This is a genomic window from Pengzhenrongella sp. (genome assembly GCF_036565025.1).
Classification (GTDB): domain Bacteria; phylum Actinomycetota; class Actinomycetes; order Actinomycetales; family Cellulomonadaceae; genus Pengzhenrongella.
Map to the genome: position 1 here is coordinate 15,235 of NZ_DATCNW010000010.1, position 17,061 is coordinate 32,295.

The 17,061-nt window shown below is 70.3% G+C and carries 20 protein-coding genes; 11 read left to right on the forward strand and 9 right to left on the reverse strand.

What is annotated here, in order from left to right:
• The first annotated feature begins 135 nt into the window (after nt 1-135).
• The 8 genes from adhP (at nt 136) to VIM26_RS00465 (ending at nt 7,254) form a co-directional block, all read left to right on the forward strand.
• Nucleotides 136-1,149: an alcohol dehydrogenase AdhP gene (gene adhP, locus VIM26_RS00430; protein ID WP_331948333.1), complete on the forward strand. Its 1,014-nt coding sequence runs from the start codon at nt 136-138 to the stop codon at nt 1,147-1,149.
• 2 nt (nt 1,150-1,151) lie between these two features.
• On the forward strand, nt 1,152-1,664 hold the full coding sequence (locus tag VIM26_RS00435) for a DUF779 domain-containing protein (protein WP_331948334.1): 513 nt from the start codon (nt 1,152-1,154) through the stop codon (nt 1,662-1,664).
• A 126-nt stretch (nt 1,665-1,790) separates the two neighbouring features.
• Nucleotides 1,791-2,318 carry a DinB family protein gene (locus VIM26_RS00440; protein WP_331948335.1) on the forward strand — a complete coding sequence of 176 codons (528 nt, stop codon included), beginning with the start codon at nt 1,791-1,793 and terminating at the stop codon, nt 2,316-2,318.
• 803 nt (nt 2,319-3,121) lie between these two features.
• Nucleotides 3,122-4,165, forward strand: coding sequence for a pirin family protein (locus tag VIM26_RS00445; RefSeq protein WP_331948336.1), 1,044 nt, complete (start codon nt 3,122-3,124; stop codon nt 4,163-4,165).
• Between the two features lie 108 nt (nt 4,166-4,273).
• Complete coding sequence (locus tag VIM26_RS00450; protein ID WP_331948337.1) at nt 4,274-4,456, forward strand: hypothetical protein; 183 nt, start codon at nt 4,274-4,276, stop codon at nt 4,454-4,456.
• Nucleotides 4,457-4,590: 134 nt separating this feature from the next.
• Nucleotides 4,591-5,406, forward strand: coding sequence for a class I SAM-dependent methyltransferase (locus VIM26_RS00455; RefSeq protein ID WP_331948338.1), 816 nt, complete (start codon nt 4,591-4,593; stop codon nt 5,404-5,406).
• A 106-nt stretch (nt 5,407-5,512) separates the two neighbouring features.
• Entirely contained in the window at nt 5,513-6,679 is a 1,167-nt protein-coding gene (locus VIM26_RS00460) for a hypothetical protein (RefSeq protein ID WP_331948339.1), read from the forward strand.
• 53 nt (nt 6,680-6,732) lie between these two features.
• Nucleotides 6,733-7,254, forward strand: a complete 522-nt coding sequence (locus VIM26_RS00465; RefSeq protein WP_331948340.1) for a GNAT family N-acetyltransferase — start codon at nt 6,733-6,735, stop codon at nt 7,252-7,254.
• Nucleotides 7,255-7,311: 57 nt separating this feature from the next.
• Here the strand turns inward: VIM26_RS00465 and VIM26_RS00470 are convergent, their stop codons facing one another.
• The gene (locus VIM26_RS00470) at nt 7,312-7,788 is read right to left on the reverse strand and encodes a hypothetical protein (protein ID WP_331948341.1); all 477 of its coding nucleotides are present in this window, start codon (nt 7,786-7,788) and stop codon (nt 7,312-7,314) included.
• Nucleotides 7,789-7,804: 16 nt separating this feature from the next.
• Between VIM26_RS00470 and VIM26_RS00475 the strand changes: the two genes are divergently transcribed.
• Nucleotides 7,805-7,939 carry a hypothetical protein gene (locus VIM26_RS00475; RefSeq protein WP_331948342.1) on the forward strand — a complete coding sequence of 45 codons (135 nt, stop codon included), beginning with the start codon at nt 7,805-7,807 and terminating at the stop codon, nt 7,937-7,939.
• 247 nt (nt 7,940-8,186) lie between these two features.
• On the opposite strand, the gene VIM26_RS00480 is transcribed toward VIM26_RS00475, so the two are convergent.
• The 7 genes from VIM26_RS00480 to VIM26_RS00510 all read right to left on the reverse strand — a co-directional run bounded on the left by VIM26_RS00480 (nt 8,187) and on the right by VIM26_RS00510 (nt 14,083).
• Nucleotides 8,187-9,128, reverse strand: a complete 942-nt coding sequence (locus VIM26_RS00480) for a hypothetical protein (protein WP_331948343.1) — start codon at nt 9,126-9,128, stop codon at nt 8,187-8,189.
• A 163-nt stretch (nt 9,129-9,291) separates the two neighbouring features.
• Complete coding sequence (locus VIM26_RS00485) at nt 9,292-10,341, reverse strand: zinc-dependent alcohol dehydrogenase (protein WP_331948344.1); 1,050 nt, start codon at nt 10,339-10,341, stop codon at nt 9,292-9,294.
• Nucleotides 10,338-10,517: a hypothetical protein gene (locus VIM26_RS00490; RefSeq protein WP_331948345.1), complete on the reverse strand. Its 180-nt coding sequence runs from the start codon at nt 10,515-10,517 to the stop codon at nt 10,338-10,340. The genes VIM26_RS00485 and VIM26_RS00490 overlap by 4 nt, the downstream gene beginning before the upstream one ends.
• Before the next feature lie 118 nt (nt 10,518-10,635).
• Complete coding sequence (locus VIM26_RS00495; RefSeq protein ID WP_331948346.1) at nt 10,636-11,862, reverse strand: cytochrome P450; 1,227 nt, start codon at nt 11,860-11,862, stop codon at nt 10,636-10,638.
• 50 nt (nt 11,863-11,912) lie between these two features.
• The gene (locus VIM26_RS00500) at nt 11,913-13,079 is read right to left on the reverse strand and encodes an NAD(P)/FAD-dependent oxidoreductase (protein WP_331948347.1); all 1,167 of its coding nucleotides are present in this window, start codon (nt 13,077-13,079) and stop codon (nt 11,913-11,915) included.
• Between the two features lie 19 nt (nt 13,080-13,098).
• Nucleotides 13,099-13,299 carry a ferredoxin gene (locus VIM26_RS00505; protein ID WP_331948348.1) on the reverse strand — a complete coding sequence of 67 codons (201 nt, stop codon included), beginning with the start codon at nt 13,297-13,299 and terminating at the stop codon, nt 13,099-13,101.
• 124 nt (nt 13,300-13,423) lie between these two features.
• Nucleotides 13,424-14,083 carry a TetR/AcrR family transcriptional regulator gene (locus tag VIM26_RS00510; protein ID WP_331948349.1) on the reverse strand — a complete coding sequence of 220 codons (660 nt, stop codon included), beginning with the start codon at nt 14,081-14,083 and terminating at the stop codon, nt 13,424-13,426.
• Between the two features lie 119 nt (nt 14,084-14,202).
• On the opposite strand from VIM26_RS00510, the gene VIM26_RS00515 reads away from it, so the two are divergent.
• Entirely contained in the window at nt 14,203-15,675 is a 1,473-nt protein-coding gene (locus VIM26_RS00515) for an MFS transporter (RefSeq protein WP_331948350.1), read from the forward strand.
• A 90-nt stretch (nt 15,676-15,765) separates the two neighbouring features.
• On the forward strand, nt 15,766-16,494 hold the full coding sequence (locus tag VIM26_RS00520; RefSeq protein ID WP_331948351.1) for an alpha/beta hydrolase: 729 nt from the start codon (nt 15,766-15,768) through the stop codon (nt 16,492-16,494).
• A gap of 77 nt (nt 16,495-16,571) precedes the next feature.
• Here the strand turns inward: VIM26_RS00520 and VIM26_RS00525 are convergent, their stop codons facing one another.
• Nucleotides 16,572-16,922 carry a hypothetical protein gene (locus tag VIM26_RS00525; RefSeq protein WP_331948352.1) on the reverse strand — a complete coding sequence of 117 codons (351 nt, stop codon included), beginning with the start codon at nt 16,920-16,922 and terminating at the stop codon, nt 16,572-16,574.
• Nucleotides 16,923-17,061 lie beyond the last annotated feature (139 nt).

Genomic DNA, 17,061 nt, shown 5'->3' on the forward strand with positions numbered 1-17,061 from the left:
GGGCACGGCAGGACCTCTCCACTGCCGTGCCCGGCGGTTCCCATCCGCGGATCCAGTCCGCCCACATTCCGCACGGACACATTCACGGCACGATTCACGCACCACAGCTATGAAAGGCAGTCAACGATGACGACCATGAAAGCAGCTGTAGTCACCGAGTTCGGCAAGGACCTCGTCGTCAAGGACGTCGAGATCCCCACGCCCGGCAAGGGTCAGGCGCTCGTCAAGCTCATCACCTCCGGTGTCTGTCACACCGACCTGCACGCCGCCACGGGCGACTGGCCGGTCAAGCCGTCGCCGCCGTTCATCCCGGGCCACGAGGGCGTCGGCGAGGTCGTCGCGCTCGGCGAGCACGCCGAGGGCCTCAAGATCGGTGACCTGGTCGGCAGCGCCTGGCTCTGGTCGGCGTGCGGCGACTGCCGCTTCTGCCGCACCAGCTGGGAGACGCTGTGCGAGAACCAGGTCAACGGCGGCTACAGCGTCGACGGTTCCTTCGGGCAGTACATGCTGGTCGACGCGCGGTTCGCGGTGAAGATCCCCGAGGGCTCTGACCCCGTCGAGATCTCGCCGATCCTCTGCGCCGGCGTCACGGTCTACAAGGGCCTGAAGATGACCGAGGCCCGCCCCGGCCAGTGGTGCGTCATCTCCGGCATCGGTGGCCTCGGCCACATCGCCGTGCAGTACGCCAAGGCGATGGGCATGCGCGTCATCGCGGTCGACGTCGCGCACGACAAGCTCACCCTCGCGAAGAAGCACGGCGCCGAGATTGTCATCAACGCGATGAACGAGGACCCGGCCGCGGCGGTCCAGAAGGCCACCGGCGGCGGCGCGAGCGGCGTGCTCGTCACCGCCGTGCACCCCTCTGCGTTCGGTCAGGCGATCGGCATGGCCCGTCGCGGCGGCACCATCGTCTTCAACGGCCTGCCGCCGGGGGAGTTCCCGGCGTCGATCTTCGAGCTCGTGCTCAAGGGGCTCACGGTCCGCGGTTCCATCGTCGGTACCCGCCAGGACATGGCCGAGTCGATGGAGTTCTACTCCCGCGGCGTCATCAAGCCCACGGTCTCCACCCGCCGGCTGGACGAGATCAACACCGTCTTCGACGAGATGAAGCACGGCAAGATCGACGGCCGCGTCGTCATCAAGTACTGACCATGACGCAGCCAACGGTTGGTATCGCGGGTCGTAGGGTGACGGGCGGAGTGCCGGTGGCCCGGGTGGCCCTGACGGCCGCCGCGGGTCGGCTCCTGCGCACGCTGCGGGCGACGCACGGGCCGCTGATGTTCCACCAGTCCGGTGGCTGCTGCGACGGGTCGTCGCCGATGTGTTACCCGGCCGGGGAGTTCCTGACCGGCGACGCCGACGTGCACCTCGGCGACCTCGTGATCGCGCCCTCGGCGCGGTCCGGGGTCGCCGGGTCCGGCACGGCGGCGCAGGACCCGGCCGGCGTCGATCTCGACCCGGCCGACGGCGGCTTCACCGTGCCGGTCTGGATGTCCCGCAGCCAGTACGCGTACTGGAAGCACACGCACCTGACGATCGACGTCGTGCCTGGTCGGGGGGCCGGGTTCTCGCTCGAGGCGCCCGAGGGCCTGCGGTTCCTCACCCGGTCACGGCTGTTCACGGACCGCGAGTGGTACGCGCTGGACGCCATGGGCGCGCTCTGAGGTTCCTCGCGATCTGAAGTCACAACGTCCGAGCGTTGACGTCCTATAGGACGTCAACGCTCGGACGTTGTGGCGTTGGGAGGTTGAGAGAGGTCTGACTATCTGTGCGCTGGTTAGGGTGATGGGATGAATTCCGACGCGATCGAGCCCGATTCCAAGGACTGGACCTGGGTCCTGACCCGGCCGTGCCCCGAGTGCAGGTTCGTCGCGTCCGACGTCGTGCCCTCGAGGTTCGGTGCGATCGTGCGCGGGCAGATCCCGCGCTGGCGCAGTGCGCTGGGCCGCGCGGACGCCCGCGAGCGGCCGAATCCCACGACCTGGTCGGTCCTGGAGTACGGCGCGCACGTCCGCGACGTGAACCGGATCTTCGCCGAGCGCCTGGACGCGATGCTCGAGACGGACAACCCGCTGTTCGCGGACTGGGACCAGGACGCGGCCGCGATCGAGAACGCCTACGCGACGCTGGAGCCGATGCCGGTCGCCGAGGCTCTCGCGCGCGCCGCGACCGCTCTCGCGGACCGCTTCGACGCCGTCCGCCCGGACCAGCTCGAGCGTCCGGGCCGGCGCTCCAACGGATCGGTCTTCACGGTCCGCACCCTGGGCCAGTACTACCTGCACGACGTCGTCCACCACCTCCACGACGTGGGCGCCTGAGCCCGAAACCCTCCCGCCGGTGCTCCGAGCTGAGCCCGGTGACACGAACTGCGGGACTACGCAGCACGGCGGGAAGCTCGCAGAACCGGGTTGTGCAGGCTGAAGTTATCCACAGGCGCGGGTGGCGGATTGTGGATCGGCGAGACCGCGCCCGCGCCCGCCGGGGCCGCACAGGCCGTCGAAATCCCGTTCGGTGGCTCCCACCTGCACAGATAGCCCCAGAGCGGCGCGGGCGGCCTTCTGGGGCTCACCACGGGGCGGCGTCGGACGGGGTGTACGGGGGGTGAACTATCCACAAATTTTGTCCACCACCCTGTGCATGCCGGTGGACGCACGCATGCACAGCTGTGGATGAACCTGTGGGCGCCCGATGTCCGAAAAGTCCGGTCGCGAAACCCTTGCGGAGGGCTCGCAAGGAGGACTAGAAACTTGGTATCGGCCTCAACGGCCCGCACTGTTGGACAGGGCAACCTGGAGATCGGGACGGGAGTCGGGAGACAGGTACCGACCGGAGAACGGCAGATCAACTCGATGGGGAAACCCGGAGAGCTGCGGATGACGACGCAGGAATCTGTACGGACCGGAAGGTTTGATCGAGGCAGGTGAGGGGGCTCGGGAGACCGAGTGTCGGATCCTGGCCGCACCGTTGGAGCGGCGTCAGACTGCGCCGGGCAACCGGTTCGCGAGACTCGCGGTCACAGCAAGGCCCCTCGGACTGTTGTTCCGAGGGGCCTTCGCTGTGACCAAGGGTACGGGTGTGATAAGGGTGCTCCGTAACCGACACGCGAACCGAAGGGCGAACGTTGAGCAACCTCGAGGTGCGACCGGCCGAGCGCATCTGCACCCCGGGTGGCGCCGCCGCGCCCGACAGGCCCGGTGACCTGCAGATCCTTGAGCCGCGCGACGTCCCGCTCGGTGGCCCCCGCGCGATGAATGTGCGCCGCACGCTGCCCCAACGAGCGCGCAGCCTCGTCGGGGCGTGGTGCTTCCTCGACCTGTACGGGCCCGACGACGTCGCGGCGTCGGCCGGCATGCAGGTGCCGCCGCACCCCCACACCGGCCTGCAGACCGTGAGCTGGCTGTTCGAGGGCGAGGTGCTGCACCGCGACAGCGTCGGCTCGGTCGCCACGATCCGCCCCGGCGAGCTCAACCTCATGACGGCCGGGCGCGGGATCGCGCACTCCGAGCAGTCTCCGGTCGAGCGCCCGCCGCGCCTGCACGGCGTCCAGCTCTGGATCGCATTGCCGGGCGAGCTCCGGCACCGCCCGCCCGAGTTCGCGCACTATGGCGACCTGCCCGTGCTCGACGTCGGCGCCGCCCGCGTGCGGGTGCTCGTCGGCGAGCTGGCCGGGACTCGTTCGCCGGCCACCGTGCACAGCCCCCTCGTCGGCGCGCAGATCGACCTCCCGCGGGGTGGCCGCGCGGTCCTGCCGGTCGACCCGGCGTTCGAGCACGCGGTGCTCGTGGTCGCCGGCTCGGTCCGGATCGAGGGCGAGCCCGTCGCGCCGTCGTCGCTGGCCTTCCTGCCCCTCGGACACACCGAGATCGCCCTCGATGCCGACGGGCCGGACGACGACGCGCTGCTGCTCCTGATCGGCGGCGCCCCGTTCGGGGAGGAGATCGTCATGTGGTGGAACTTCGTCGCGCGCAGCCACGACGAGATCGTCGCCGCACGCGCGCAATGGCAGGCGGAGGTCCGGGCGCCCGGTGGTCGGGCTGCGGGGCCGGATCGGTCGGCCGCCGGCGGCGCCGGTATCGACGAGCGGTTCGGCCGGGTCGAGGGATACGACGGCCCACCGCTGCCCGCCCCCGAGCTGCCCAACCTCCGGCTGCGCCCGCGAGCCTGAGTCGCTGCGCAGGTCAGCGACGCAGGGCGTGCACCGTGCGGACACGTGCGCGGGTACGGTGCGTGCTGCGAGGACGCAAGGTTCTCGAATCAGGCAAAGGGTGCAGCCATGGCGGCGAAGGTCAGGATCAACGCGAGCGACTACAAGAACTACGAGGACGGTGACGTCATCACGGTGAACGACGGGCACCTCGAGGTGCTCGGCCGTTGGAACGGATCCGCCAACCCGACGATCGCGGTGTACGCCCCCGGTCAGTGGCGCTCAGCGGTCACGAAGTTCGACAAGGCCTGACCCACCGGGCGCCCGCCCCGTAGCGGGTGACGCGGGTGGGGCCCCGGGACTCACCCGCGTCATAAGGTCGGCACCTCGGGCGCGGTGGTGCCGGGTGGTTCGGGAATCGAAACGACGAGCGGGAGTTGGCGTACGTGAGCGTGAGCGAGGTGAAGTCGTCGGCCTGGAGCGGCGCGGCAGCGGCCGCATACGACATGGGCTTTGCCCGGCTCTGCCAGGGCGCGGTCGGTGAGGTGCTCGACCGGGTCGAACGGCTCTCCGGGGTCGGCAGCCTGCTGGACCTGGGCGCAGGTACCGGACGGCTGAGCACCGAGGCGCAGCGTCGGGGGTTCGCCGTGACCGCCGTCGACCGGGAACCCGACATGCTGGCCATCGCCGAGCGCAGGGCGCCCGACCTCGGGGTCACCTGGACGGTCGCCGAGGCGCCCGAGCTGCCGTTCGCCGAGGACAGCTTCGACGCCGCGGCGGCGAACTTCGTGATCAACCACGTCGCGAAGCCGAGAGAGGTCCTCGGCGCGCTGGGCCGCGTCGTCGTCGGCGACGGCGTGATCGCGACGACCATCTGGCCCAGCGGCCCGAGCCCGCTCAGCGAGCTGTGGCAGCAGGTCGTCGCCGCGAGCGGCGCGATCGCGCCGCCGCCGAACCGCCTCGGGCCGGCCGACGACTTCGAACGCAGCGTCGAGGGACTCGCCGGGCTGCACTCGTCGTGCGAACTCACGGTCGAGTTCGCCGGAACCGTGGCGTGGACCCTGATGATCGACCCGCTCGACTTCTGGCAGGGCCCGGCCAGTGGGATCGCCGTCATCGGCGCGCTCTACCTGGCCCAGCCGGAGCCGGTGCGCGAGCGCATGTTCGCCGCCTACTGGGACGCCGTCGCCGACCGCACCCGAGATGGCTACCTGCACCTCGAGGCACGGGCCGCGCTGGTCATCTCGCGCGTCCCGCGGTGAGCCGGCGCGCTTTCCCAGGAATCGAGGCATCGCGTCGGGAGGATCTGAGGCATTCTGACGTGTGCCCATTTCTCCCGACGACCTTCCGCGCTCTGCCACGGGTCGCGTGCCCCAATGGGTCGTCGAGCAGGCAGCAGGCGTTCGCAGCGAGCCGGCGGGGTCGAGAGCCGCGCCGGCCCGCAGACCTCGGCGGCGCCGGGCCTCGGTAGTCGTCACCATCATCGTGCTCGCCACGTTGGGCGGCGCCTCGTGGATCGGCACCGGCGGACCCGGGGTACCGCACTACGTCCTGTCTTCGATCGAGACGCGGCTGGCTCCGGCGCCGTCTGCTGAGGTCGTCGAGCTCGCGGACAAGGCTCACCTCACCGACGAGGGCCGGAACCTGTTCTACGGCACCCGCCCGCAGGTCCTGGGCGTGAAGGCGTTCGCCGGCAAGTGTGTCGACAGCCAACGCGCAACCTCTGGCAGCGGCGCCGTCGGCTGCTTCCGGGAGCGCGCGAACTCGATCGTGCTGTACGAGCCGGCCGACCCGCGCCTGCGCGGGTTCGTCGTGGAGGCCGCCGCCCACGAGATGCTGCACGCCGCGTGGGCGCGCATGAGCGCGGCCGAGCAGGCCCGGCTGACTCCGCTCCTCGAGGCCGAGATCGTGTCCCTCGCGCCCGATGACCCGATCCGCGGACGGATCTCGGCATCGGTCGGTACGCATCCGGAGAGCCGCCCGACGGAATTGTTCGCGTACGTCGGTACGACGCTCTGGCGTGCCGGTGGCCTGGCCCCGCAGCTCGAGGCGGCCTATGCGCGCGTCATCTCCGAGCGAGCCGCGCTCGTCGCGGTGCACACGGGCGCAGAGGCGTTGTTCGAGGCCAAGGGCGCCGAAATCACGGCGGCGTTGCGGGTGCTCGGCCCCCGGGAGGCCAAGAACGCGCAGCGCCATGCGCAGTACGACGCGGACGTCAGCGCGGCCGGCAGGGACCGGCAGTCCTACCAGACCGAGGCCGCTGAGATAGCGGCGATGCCGCCGAGCCAGCGCGCGAGCACACAACTGTCGATCGTGTGGTCGGACGGCACGAGGCTGCCGATGGCTCAGGCCGAGACGACCCTTGCCGCGGCTGCGGCGCTGCTGGCGCGTGACGAGGCCGCGTTGCCCGCGCGGGCGACCGCCCTGCACGCAGACGAGGCCTCGGCGACCGCAGAACGGGCGCACGTCTCGGGCCTTCGTGCCGACCTGCGGGCCTTGGAGGCACAGCTCGATCCGGCCGGGCCGGCGAGCTGACCCCGGTGTGCCCCGATCGCGGTGCGGCAGACGTCGGCTGCCACAATGTGCCCGTGACTGCACCGCTCGACGTCGTTGCCTGGCCGGTGCGAACCGCACGTCTCTCGCTGCGAGCCGCGACGCCGTCGGACGTCGCCCCGACGTGGCGGTTCCGCGGGCTGGAGAGCGTGGGCCGCTGGATCACCCGGGCACCGGCCACCCTGGAGGAGTTCCGCGCCTCGTTCGAGCAGCCGGACCGGCTGGCCAAGACGCTGGTCGTCGAGCTCGACGGTGAGGTCATCGGCGACCTGATGCTCGCCGTGCAGGACGCCTGGTCCCAGGCCGAGGTCGCCGACCAGGCGCGTGGCGTGCAGGCGGAGCTCGGCTGGACCCTGCACCCGGACCACGCGGGCCGCGGGTACGCGACCGAGGCGGTCCGGGAGCTGATCCGGATCTGTTTCGAGGACCTCGGCCTGCGCCGCGTGACGGCCGGCTGCTTCGCGGACAACGAGCCGTCGTGGCGCCTGATGGAGCGGGTCGGGATGCGCCGGGAGGCGCACACCGTTCGCGATTCGCTGCATCGCTCCGGCGCCTAGCTCGATGGCCTGGAGTATGCGCTGCTCGCCGAGGAGTGGCGCAGCCTCCGGTAGCGATCAGCGCGGCGGCGCGAGCAGGCTGTCGACGACGTCGCGGAGCGGGCCGATCAGATCGTCGGAGGTCGCGTCGCGCAGGGGCTGCAGCCCGACGGCGGATCGGACGACGGCCACCCCGACGCCGAGCGCGACCACGAGCTGCGCCCTCAGCAGGCGTTCGTCGACGTCCTGCGCCATGCCCGAGGCTTCGAGCACCTGCCGGCTGAAGTCCTCCAGGGCCGCGCGGCGCAGGCCGTCCACCTTCTCGTCGCCCGAGACGCGCAACAACATCAGCACCGGGTGCTCGCCGAGCTCCGGCCAGGCGCCGGCCGAGAGCTGGTGGCTGAGCGCCTCCGCAAGTCCGGCACGGTCCCGGGGGAACTCCTGCGTTCCTCCGAGGAATCGGGGCGTGGCGGCCAGGGCCGCTTTGAACAGGCCTTCCTTCGAGCCGAAGTACCGTTTGATCAGGGCGAGGTTGACCCCGACCAGGTTCGACACCTGGCAGGACCACCGGATGGCGATGAGCCTGGCGCTCCTCGGCCTGCGCACCCCGGGGATCGAGCTGTCCGACCCCGGCTGCGTCGCCAAGACCTACCCGAACTTCTTCGCCGACCTGGCAGCCCTAGGCCGAACCCCAGCCCCAGCCTGACGCGACCTTCCACCCGGAGCCAGGATTCGGAAGAATGTGTGCGCGACGCGAGCCATTTCTTCCGATTCCTGGCCTCATCCCGGTTTTCGGAAGAATGTGTGCGCGACGCGAGCCATTTCTTCCGAGTCTTCGGAGCCGACGGCAACGACCGCTGCTGCGGCGGAATTGTGGGCCTCAGGTTTCGGAAGGATGTGTGCGTGCGGCGCTCAGATTCTTCCGATTCTTGGCCTGCGGACGCGCTCGACGGCTACGAGTCGGCCACGGCCGGGGGTGGCGGGGGCGAGAACGGCTCGAGCACGCTGATCGGGCGGTCGATGCTGGGTCGCAGGCCGGTGAGCGCGATCCACCACGCGTCGGCGATGGTGAGTTCGGCGCCGTCGGGGCGGCCCGTCGTCGTGCGCGCGACCAGGGCTCCGGGGAGCAGGAGCAGCGCGACCATGCCCAGCACGACGCCGGGCTCCAGCACGATCCCCGCGAGCTCGGACCAGGCGAGCGCGGCCACGGCCGCGGTTGCCACGAGCACGATCACCTTGCCCCGCGCCGAGGCCACGCGCATGACCCGATGGGGCTGGTTGACGCGCGTGTTCGGCTGGTCGAATCGTCGTCGTGCGCGGGCCGCGGCAAGCAGTCCCGCGGCGAGCGCGACGGCGAGCCCGACGGTGGCGCCTATACGGGCCCAGCCGCCCGCGGGGACTACGACGAGCGCTGAACCGTGCCCCGGGCGCGGCCCGACGAGGTGGAGCGCATGAGGCGCGAACAGGGTGGTCACGACCGACGTCGCGACGACGAGGACGAGGAGCGGAACGGTATACCGGAGCGCCGAGGAGGCCATCAGCCGGGTGCGGGGAGCGTTCCGCTCGATGAGATCCCCGTCGCGAGGCTGCTCGCCCTTGTGCGGCACGACGTGCTTGATCCGGGCGGCGTGCCGGCTGTTGAAGAACAGGCCCATGAGGGCGTAGCCCAGCAACGGCAGCACTTGAAACCACCGGAGCGACAGGAAGAGGACCGCAAGCGCGGTCAGAGCCACGTACGGCGGGAGCATGAGCAGGAACCAGGTCCGCAGTCGGAACCAGAACCCGTCGATGTCGGCGCGCGCCCACGCCCGGTAGGCCACCGGGATCCGCCGGTCCAGCAGCCGGTAGGCGAGCCAGGTGCCTAGCGGCGGGCGTCCGGGCCCTGGCACTACCACCGGTCGCATCCGAACGGGAGGTTCATGACGTCATCGAACACGTGACGCGGCCGGTTACCAAATCGGCCGAGATCCACCCAATTCGCCCGACGAGGCCGGGGCCACGAACGTGGGTGGACCCCGGCCTCACCGCGGCCGAACGGCTACGGCCGGCGACGGACGATCAACCGGCGGCTTGATCAGGAAACGTGACGACGACCTTGTCCGCCGCGCCGGGGGTGAGCGCCAGGTCGAAGGCATGCTGCACCTCGGTGAACGGGACGCGGTGGCTGATGATCTTTGCGAAGCGCTCCCAGTGGTCGGCGAGGTCGGGGGTGACCTCGAACAGTTCGGTGGGGTAACCCATCGAGCCGAGGATGGTCAGCTCGCTGCGCAGGATGCCGGAGATGTCCACCGGCTTCTTGTGCACGGCGACGATGACCAGCCTGGCGCCCCATTTCGCGCAGGCCACGGTCGTGTCGATGACCTGGGGCGCGCCGGCGGCATCGAGATAGATGTCGGTCCCGGCCCGCGGCGCCCCGAGCGCGTTGGTCGCGACGCCGTGCAGCTCGGTCAGGCGCTGGTGCACGTCCTCGATCGAGGAGTTGATCACCGCGTCCGCGCTGACGCTCAGCGCCTTCTCCAGCTTCTCGGGCACGATGTCGACCACCACCACATGCGCACCGCGCAGCTTCAGCCAGATCGCCGCACCCAGCCCGATCGGGCCCGCGCCGAAGACCACGGCCTTGTCGCCGGGGCCAGCTTCGGATCGGTTCACGCCGTGGCGGGCCACCGCCATCGGCTCGTTGAGGGCGGCCACGTCGAACGGCACCTGGGCGGCCACCTTCTGCAACGTCCGGCCCAGGACGGCCTGCTCGACGAGCAGGTATTCCCGCATCCCGCCCAAGGGGCCGCCGGTGCCGATCAACCCGGACGGCGCAGTCATCGGATTGATCACCACATGGTCACCGACGGCGATGTCCGTCACCGCGTGACCCACCTCGACCACCTCACCGGCCGGTTCGTGGCCCAGGGCCACGGTTGGGCGCTCCTCGGCCGAGACCGGCATGCCGCCGGCCGCGACGAAGAAGGTGTCGGTGCCACAGATCCCGCAGGCGCGGATGCGGACCACAACGTCCTCGGGGCCCGCCTTCGGGCGCTCGATCTCCTGGACGGCCACCTTGCCGGGGGTGCCGGTGCTGACGGACTTCATGGTGGACACCGGGCCGGTCATGCGCGCTGCCCCTGACGAAGCAGGAGAGCCGATCCGGCCACGAGCGAGACGGCCCCCATACAGACGGCGGTCGCGAGCCCCGTCGGACCGTCCAGGAAAAGCGCGGCGGCCACGGCCACGGCGAGGTTGAACAGGAACAAGGACCACATCGCCGGTCGCGAAGAGAGCAGTTTCATGATGTTTCTCAAAAGACAAGGGAAAGAGTAGTGGACACATTCATTGTGATCGCTGCCACGACGCCGGTCGTCGTCCAAACGCGATCATTGCCGTACTGCAAATGCAGTACCTGCCAAATCACCAGGTGACAGGAAGCTCGTAGACGCCGTACACGGACCCGTCGCTCTTGAACGGGATGTTCTCGAGGTCGGTGGCCAGGCGCAGGCTGGGGATGCGGCGGTAGAGCGTGCTGTAGACGACCTGCAGCTCCAGGCGGGCCAGCGGCTGGCCGAGGCACTGGTGCGGGCCGAAGCCGAACGCGACGTGGCGCTTGGCGTCGCGCGCGATGTCGAGCTCGTCGGGCTCGGGGAAGACGGCGGGGTCGCGGTTGGCGATGTCGTTGGGAATGATGATCCCGTCGCCGGCGCGGATCGTGATCCCGGCGATCTCGAAGTCCTCCAGTGCCACCCGGCGTCGTCCGCTGTGCGTGATGTTGAGATAGCGCAGCAGCTCGTTGACCGCGGAGGCGACCAGCGCGGGGTCGTCGGTGTCGCGCAGCAGGTCGAGCTGTTCGGGGTGCTCGAGCAGGGCGAGGGTGCCGAGCGCGATCATGTTGGCGGTGGTCTCGTGGCCCGCGATGAGCAGCAGCACGCCCATCTGGGCCGCGTCGCTTCGAGCCAGCTCGCCGGACTTGACCCGCTCGACCAGCCCGGACAGCAGGTCGTCGCCCGGGTTCTCCATCTTCTGGCCCATCAGGCCGTCCAGGTAGGCGGCCAGGTTCGCGAAGGCGGCAGCCCCTTCCTCGGCGGTCGCGTCGCGCCTGACGATGGTCTTGCTGTTGTCCTGGAAGAAGCCGTGGTCCTCGTAGGGAACTCCGAGCAGGTCGGAGATCACCAGGGAGGGGATGGGCAGCGCGAACGCTTCCACCAGGTCGACGGGGTTCGGGCCGGCCAGCATGGCGTCGATCGCGTCGTCCACGATCTTCTGGACGGCGGGTCGCATGGCCTCCACCCGCTTGATGGCGAACGGCGCGGTCACCATCCGCCGCAGTCGGGCGTGCTCGGGGTCGTCCATCAGGATGAAGCTCAGCGTCCCGCCGTTGAACGGGGCCTGGAGCGGGTACCCGGGACGGCTGATGTCGGCGCTGACCGCCGGGTGGGAGAGCACGGCCTTCTGCTCGGCGTGGTGGGTCACCACCCACGGCGTGCCGCCGTTCCACAGTGCGACCTTGGTGATCGGGCCCTTCTTCTGCTCGGCGTAGAGCGCCGGTGGCGGGTCGAACGGGCAGCCGCTCGCCCTCGGCATCGGGAACTCCACGAGCTCGGGCGGGGTCGTTCCGGCGGGATTCAGGGTGCTGTGGGTCATGGTTTTCTCATTTCGGACTGAGGGGGACGCTCGCGGGGGGGGGGCGACGGCTACGCGTGGGCGGGCGCCAGGGGAGCCAGCGCGTCGACCACTTCCTGGCGGTGCTGGCGGGTCTGCTTGGGCATGTTCCAGCCGATGACGCCGGTGACGCGGCCGCCCCGGTGGAACAGGGCAACGAAGCGGCGCGCGGCGGCGTCACCCTCCACGACCGTCATCTCGGCGCCGGCGGGCAGCACCCCGTGCGCCTGGATCTTGGCGTCGAACTGGTCGGTCCAGAAGTAGGGCACGGGGCAGTACGGCAGCTCGGCACCGAGGATGTTGGCCGCTACCGCGGCGGCCTGCTCCGTGGCGTTGGTCCGGTTCTCCAGCCGCATCAGGACATCGAGGGTCTGGTGCTGCCAGCGCGCCACGTCGCCGACCCCGTAGATGCCGTCGCCGGCCCGGCAACGGGAGTCGCAGACCAGTCCGTTCTGGATCTCGAGTCCGCTGTCGGCCAGCCACGCCGTGGCCGGGATGGACCCGATGGCCACCACGACGACGTCGGCGGGGAGCACCTCGCCGCTCGCCAGGCGCACGCCGCTGACCCGGCCGTCGCGCCCGACCAGCCCGTCGACGCCGGTTCCCAGCCGCAGGACCACGCCCCGCTCCAGGTGCAGGTTGCCCAGCAGGCTGGCCATCGCGGGGCCGAACTGGGTCGCCATCGGTGCCGTCTGCGGTCCCGCCATGGTGACCTGCACGCCCATGCCGCGCGCGGTGGCCGCGATCTCCGACCCCAGCACGCCCTCCCCGACGACGACGAGCCGCCGGCAGGTGAGCAGGTCGGTCCGGAGCGCCGACGCGTCGGCGAGGGTGCGCAGCACGTGCACACCGCTCAGCTCGTCCTGACCGGAGAGCCGCCGGGGCGCCACCCCGGTGGCGACGACGATCGCCTCGGCGTGCAGGGCCCGCCCGGACGCGGTGCGTATGGTGCGGGTCGGCAGGTCAAGACCCGTTGCGCGGTCATCCTGGATGAACTCGGCATTCAGCGCATCCAACGCCGCCGTCGGCCTCAGCTGGGTTCGGTCCGGCTCCCAGGTACCGGCGAGGACCTGCTTGGACAGCGGCGGCCGGTCGTAGGGCAGGTGGGGCTCGCCACCAAGCAGGGTGAGCGTGCCCTGGTAACCCTGGCGGCGCAGCGCTTCGGCGGTAGCCAGCCCGGCGGCGGAGGACCCGACCACCAGGACGCTGGCGGGGGGGTCATGTGTCCTCCGTCAGGTAGATCGCGGCGGCGGGGCAGAGGTCGGCCGCCTCCCGGACCGCCGCGTGCAGCTCCGCCGGGGGCTTCGCATCCAGCAGGAGCACGATTCCGTCGTCGTCCCGCTGGTCGAAGACGTCCGGGGCGAGCATGACGCACGTGCCTGCGCTACAGCATTTCTCCTGGTCAACAGCGATCTGCATGAGGTGCCTTTTCTTTGGGGGTGGCGTGGCTTTCCGGGCGCGTTGAAGCGCCGGCTCGGTTCACAGACCGAGCACGCTCTTGGTGGTGGATTCAGCTGGGGCAGGCGGGGGAGTACCTCGCGCGTCAGCCGCGGGGAGTGACCGGCGCCTGCCAGAGGGCGACGAGCACGTCGATCAGGCCGGTGGCCGCGTCGTGCCAGCTCGAGCGGGGCGTGGGCAGGTGTGCGGCGAGCGCACGTTCCCGTTCGGCGCTCATGTGGATGATCAGCTGGCGGGACATGACCGCGCGCTCGGCCTGCACGTCGGCCGGCAGCTCGGGCAGGCAGTTGGTGAATCCCTCGATGGTTTCCAGCAGGGCCGGGGAGGCGTCGGCCTGGTCGGCGATGACGTCCTGGAGTGCGGGGTCCGTCATGACCTGCGCGATGAACCGCGCGTACCAGCTGGGGCTGCCCAGGGCCTCGAGGTGGTCGATGGTGGGCCGAACCATGCAGGACGCCCAGTCCGCGATCTGCGGAGAGTCCCTAAGCTCGGCAACCATCCGGGCGCGAACCTCCTCGACCGCCGCAGTGTGCTTGAGGGCGATCGCCCGCACCAGGTCGATCTTCGTCCCGAAGTGGTAGCCGACGGCGGCGTTGTTGCCCTGCCCGGCAGCCTCGCTGACCTGGCGGTTGGACACCGCGTAGACCCCGCGCTCGGCGAACAGCCGTTCGGCTGCGGCGAGGATGCGTTCTCGGGTCTCGCCGACATGTTCGGCGCGGACGGTCTTGGCTGCCATGGGTGTCATCTTGTCCTCCTCTTCGCTCGTCGCCACATGAGCAGTCAAGCCGACGACCTTGACTAAGTCAAGCGCCTGACTTAAATTATCGAAGACCGCTCATCTCCCCGCCTTACGGAGGCCTTGCCGTGCCCGACACCCTGTCCCGCTCCACCGACCGCCGAGCGATGCCCGCGCCACCGCGGACGAACATCATCGTGACCGTGCTGGCCTTCGCCGGGATCGTGGTCGCCCTGATGCAGACCCTGGTGATCCCCCTGATCCCCGAGCTGCCGAACCTGCTGGATACCACGGCGTCGAACGCCACCTGGGTGATCACCGCCACGCTGCTCGCCGCCGCCGTCGCGACCCCGGTGGTGGGACGGCTGGGGGATATGTACGGCAAGCGACGCATGCTCCTGATCAGCCTGCTGCTGCTGGTGGCCGGATCGACCATCGCCGCCCTCAGCAGCACGCTGGCACCGATGGTTGTCGGCCGGATCGTGCAGGGCCTGTCGGCCGGCGTGATCCCGCTCGGGATCAGCATCATGCGCGACGAGCTGCCCACCGACCGGCTCGGCGCGGCCACCGCGACGATGAGCGCCTCGTTGGGGGTGGGTGGCGCGCTGGGCCTGCCGACCGCAGCCTTCATCGCCGACCATGCCGACTGGCACGTGCTGTTCTGGACGGGGGCCATGCTCGGCGTCCTCGCCGCCGTCCTTGTGGTGAGGCTCGTGCCCGAGTCCGCGGTGCGCAGCGGCGGACGCTTCGACACCGCGGGCGCGGCCGGGCTCTCGGCCGCTCTGGTCTGCCTGCTGCTCGGGATCTCCAAGGGCGGCACCTGGGGCTGGACCAGCGGCCGCACCCTCGGCCTGCTGGCCGCGGCGATCGTCGTGCTGCTCGTGTGGGGCTGGTGGGAGCTGCGCACCGCAGAGCCCCTGGTCGACCTGCGGACCAGCGCACGCGCGCAGGTCCTGTTCACCAACCTCGCGTCGGTCGCGTTCGGCCTCTCGCTGTTCTCGATGTCCCTGGTGCTACCCCAGCTGCTCCAGCTGCCGGCAGCCACCGGATACGGTCTCGGGCAGTCGCTGCTCGCCGTCGGCCTGGTCATGGCGCCGAACGGTCTGGTGATGATGACCGTGGCCCCGCTGTCCGCGCGCATCTCGAAGGCCAAGGGCCCCAAGACCACCCTGATGCTCGGTGCCCTGGTGGTTGCCGTCGGCTACGGCCTGAATCTGGTGCTGATGTCGCAGATCTGGCACCTCGTGCTCGTCTCGAGCATCGTCGGGGCCGGAATCGGGCTCGCCTACGGCGCCATGCCCACGCTCGTCATGGGCGCGGTCCCGGTGTCCGAGACGGCGGCAGCGCTCAGCCTCAACACCCTCATGCGGGGCATCGGCGTCTCGGTGTCCAGTGCCGTGGCGGGAGTTGTGCTGGCCCAGATGACGACGACGATCGGATCCGTCGCCGTCCCCGCCGAGAACGGGTTCCGCGTGGTCATGGCCATCGGCGCCGGCACCGCCCTCCTCGCGTTCGTCTGCGCCTCGTTCATCCCGCGCCAGCGGCCGCCGGTCCCCGCCGCGCCGGTTCCCGCTGCCGTGCTCGTGGCCGCCGAGGCCTGAGCCGCGGGCGGGCAATCTCGCCGTGGAATCGGCCGCATCTTCGGTGCGGGGATGTCTCTCGCGGCCCGATGCCGGTTCATGCTGGGGTGGGTGCGCCTCGCGGTCGAGGTGCGGGGCGGAGGGCACGTGCGCAGATCGTGGCGGCACGCGGTCTGGTGGCTGATGGACTACGCGTACGTCGTCTACGCGCAGGCCGTGGCGCTGCTGAGCCAGGGCGGCGCGGAACAGCTGCTCTGCCCGGCGGGCGCGGCGGCCCCGGCCGTGGTGCTCATTCCCGGGGTGTACGAGAGCTGGCGGTTCATGCGACCCCTCGCGGTCCGACTGCACCGGCAGCGGTTGTCGGTGCATGTCGTCCGGCGACTCGGGTTCAACGTTGCTGCGATCCCCGACATGGCGCGCCTCGTCGCCGCCCACCTCGTGCAGCACGATCTCGACGCGGTGGTCATCGTCGCGCACAGCAAGGGCGGGCTGATCGGCAAGTACGCCATGGTGCACCTCGACCCGGAGCATCGGATCCGCGCCATGGTTGCCGTCAACACCCCGTTCGCCGGCTCGGTGCGTGCGCGGTGGATACCCCTCGCGGCGGTGCGGGCCTTCGCGCCCGCCGACGCGATCCTGGCGGCTCTCTCAGTTGACGAAGAGGTGAACGCGCGCATCACCTCGGTGTCGAGCCGGTTCGATCCCCACATCCCGGGGGGCAGCGAGCTTGCGGGTGCGACGAACATCGAGCTCGAGACACCCGGACACTTCCGGGCCCTGCGCGATCCGCAGCTCGTCCCGATCATTCGTGCGGCGCTGGACCGCGTTCAGCGGGAGTAGTTCCTGTGGCTGATGTCGCGGCCGCTGTGGTAAGGGCGGGAGCGCTCGAGGTGCCTGCCGCCCGCCCTCTCTGTGAGTCAGTCGACCGGATAGATCCGGAGAACCTGAACACGCGACTCCTGAACTCCGAGCACCCATGGACCGGGGTGCCGCAGCTGTCGCACTATCCCGTCGATATTGTGACGAAAGCACGCAGCCTGCTGCTCGCGCCGCAGGTGGCCGTTGGTCAGACACAGGACCCTCAGGGACGAGTAGAAGAGCGCGCGTTTTTCCAACGGCCGACGTCGAATTCGGTCGTCCTTGCACGCGACGACCATATTGTGATCGTCGGCATAGTGAATCCACTCGACGTCCTCCACCGGCCGGACACCGAACACATCGTCGAGCGTCGAGACGGTGAAGCCGACCAGTCGAAGGGCTTCGGGCACGTAACTGGTCAGGTGGTGGCGGGGTACCAGGGGTCTTGGCTTGTGAGGCGGTTGAGCGCGTCGAACATGGTGATGCCGTGCTTGGCGGCGGTCGCGATGTAGGAGCGGATGGCGGCGAAGTCTTTCGCGCCTTTCATGG

What these genes read in the sequence shown, in the direction of transcription:
- adhP (WP_331948333.1), top strand. Translation starts at nt 136, where the DNA reads ATGAAAGCAGCTGTAGTCACCGAGTTCGGCAAGGACCTCGTCGTCAAG.
- VIM26_RS00435 (WP_331948334.1), top strand. Translation starts at nt 1,152, where the DNA reads ATGACGCAGCCAACGGTTGGTATCGCGGGTCGTAGGGTGACGGGCGGA.
- VIM26_RS00440 (WP_331948335.1), top strand. Translation starts at nt 1,791, where the DNA reads ATGAATTCCGACGCGATCGAGCCCGATTCCAAGGACTGGACCTGGGTC.
- VIM26_RS00450 (WP_331948337.1), top strand. Translation starts at nt 4,274, where the DNA reads ATGGCGGCGAAGGTCAGGATCAACGCGAGCGACTACAAGAACTACGAG.
- VIM26_RS00475 (WP_331948342.1), top strand. Translation starts at nt 7,805, where the DNA reads ATGGCGATGAGCCTGGCGCTCCTCGGCCTGCGCACCCCGGGGATCGAG.
- VIM26_RS00485 (WP_331948344.1), bottom strand. Translation starts at nt 10,341, where the DNA reads ATGACCGGCCCGGTGTCCACCATGAAGTCCGTCAGCACCGGCACCCCC.
- VIM26_RS00490 (WP_331948345.1), bottom strand. Translation starts at nt 10,517, where the DNA reads ATGAAACTGCTCTCTTCGCGACCGGCGATGTGGTCCTTGTTCCTGTTC.
- VIM26_RS00495 (WP_331948346.1), bottom strand. Translation starts at nt 11,862, where the DNA reads ATGACCCACAGCACCCTGAATCCCGCCGGAACGACCCCGCCCGAGCTC.
- VIM26_RS00505 (WP_331948348.1), bottom strand. Translation starts at nt 13,299, where the DNA reads ATGCAGATCGCTGTTGACCAGGAGAAATGCTGTAGCGCAGGCACGTGC.
- VIM26_RS00510 (WP_331948349.1), bottom strand. Translation starts at nt 14,083, where the DNA reads ATGACACCCATGGCAGCCAAGACCGTCCGCGCCGAACATGTCGGCGAG.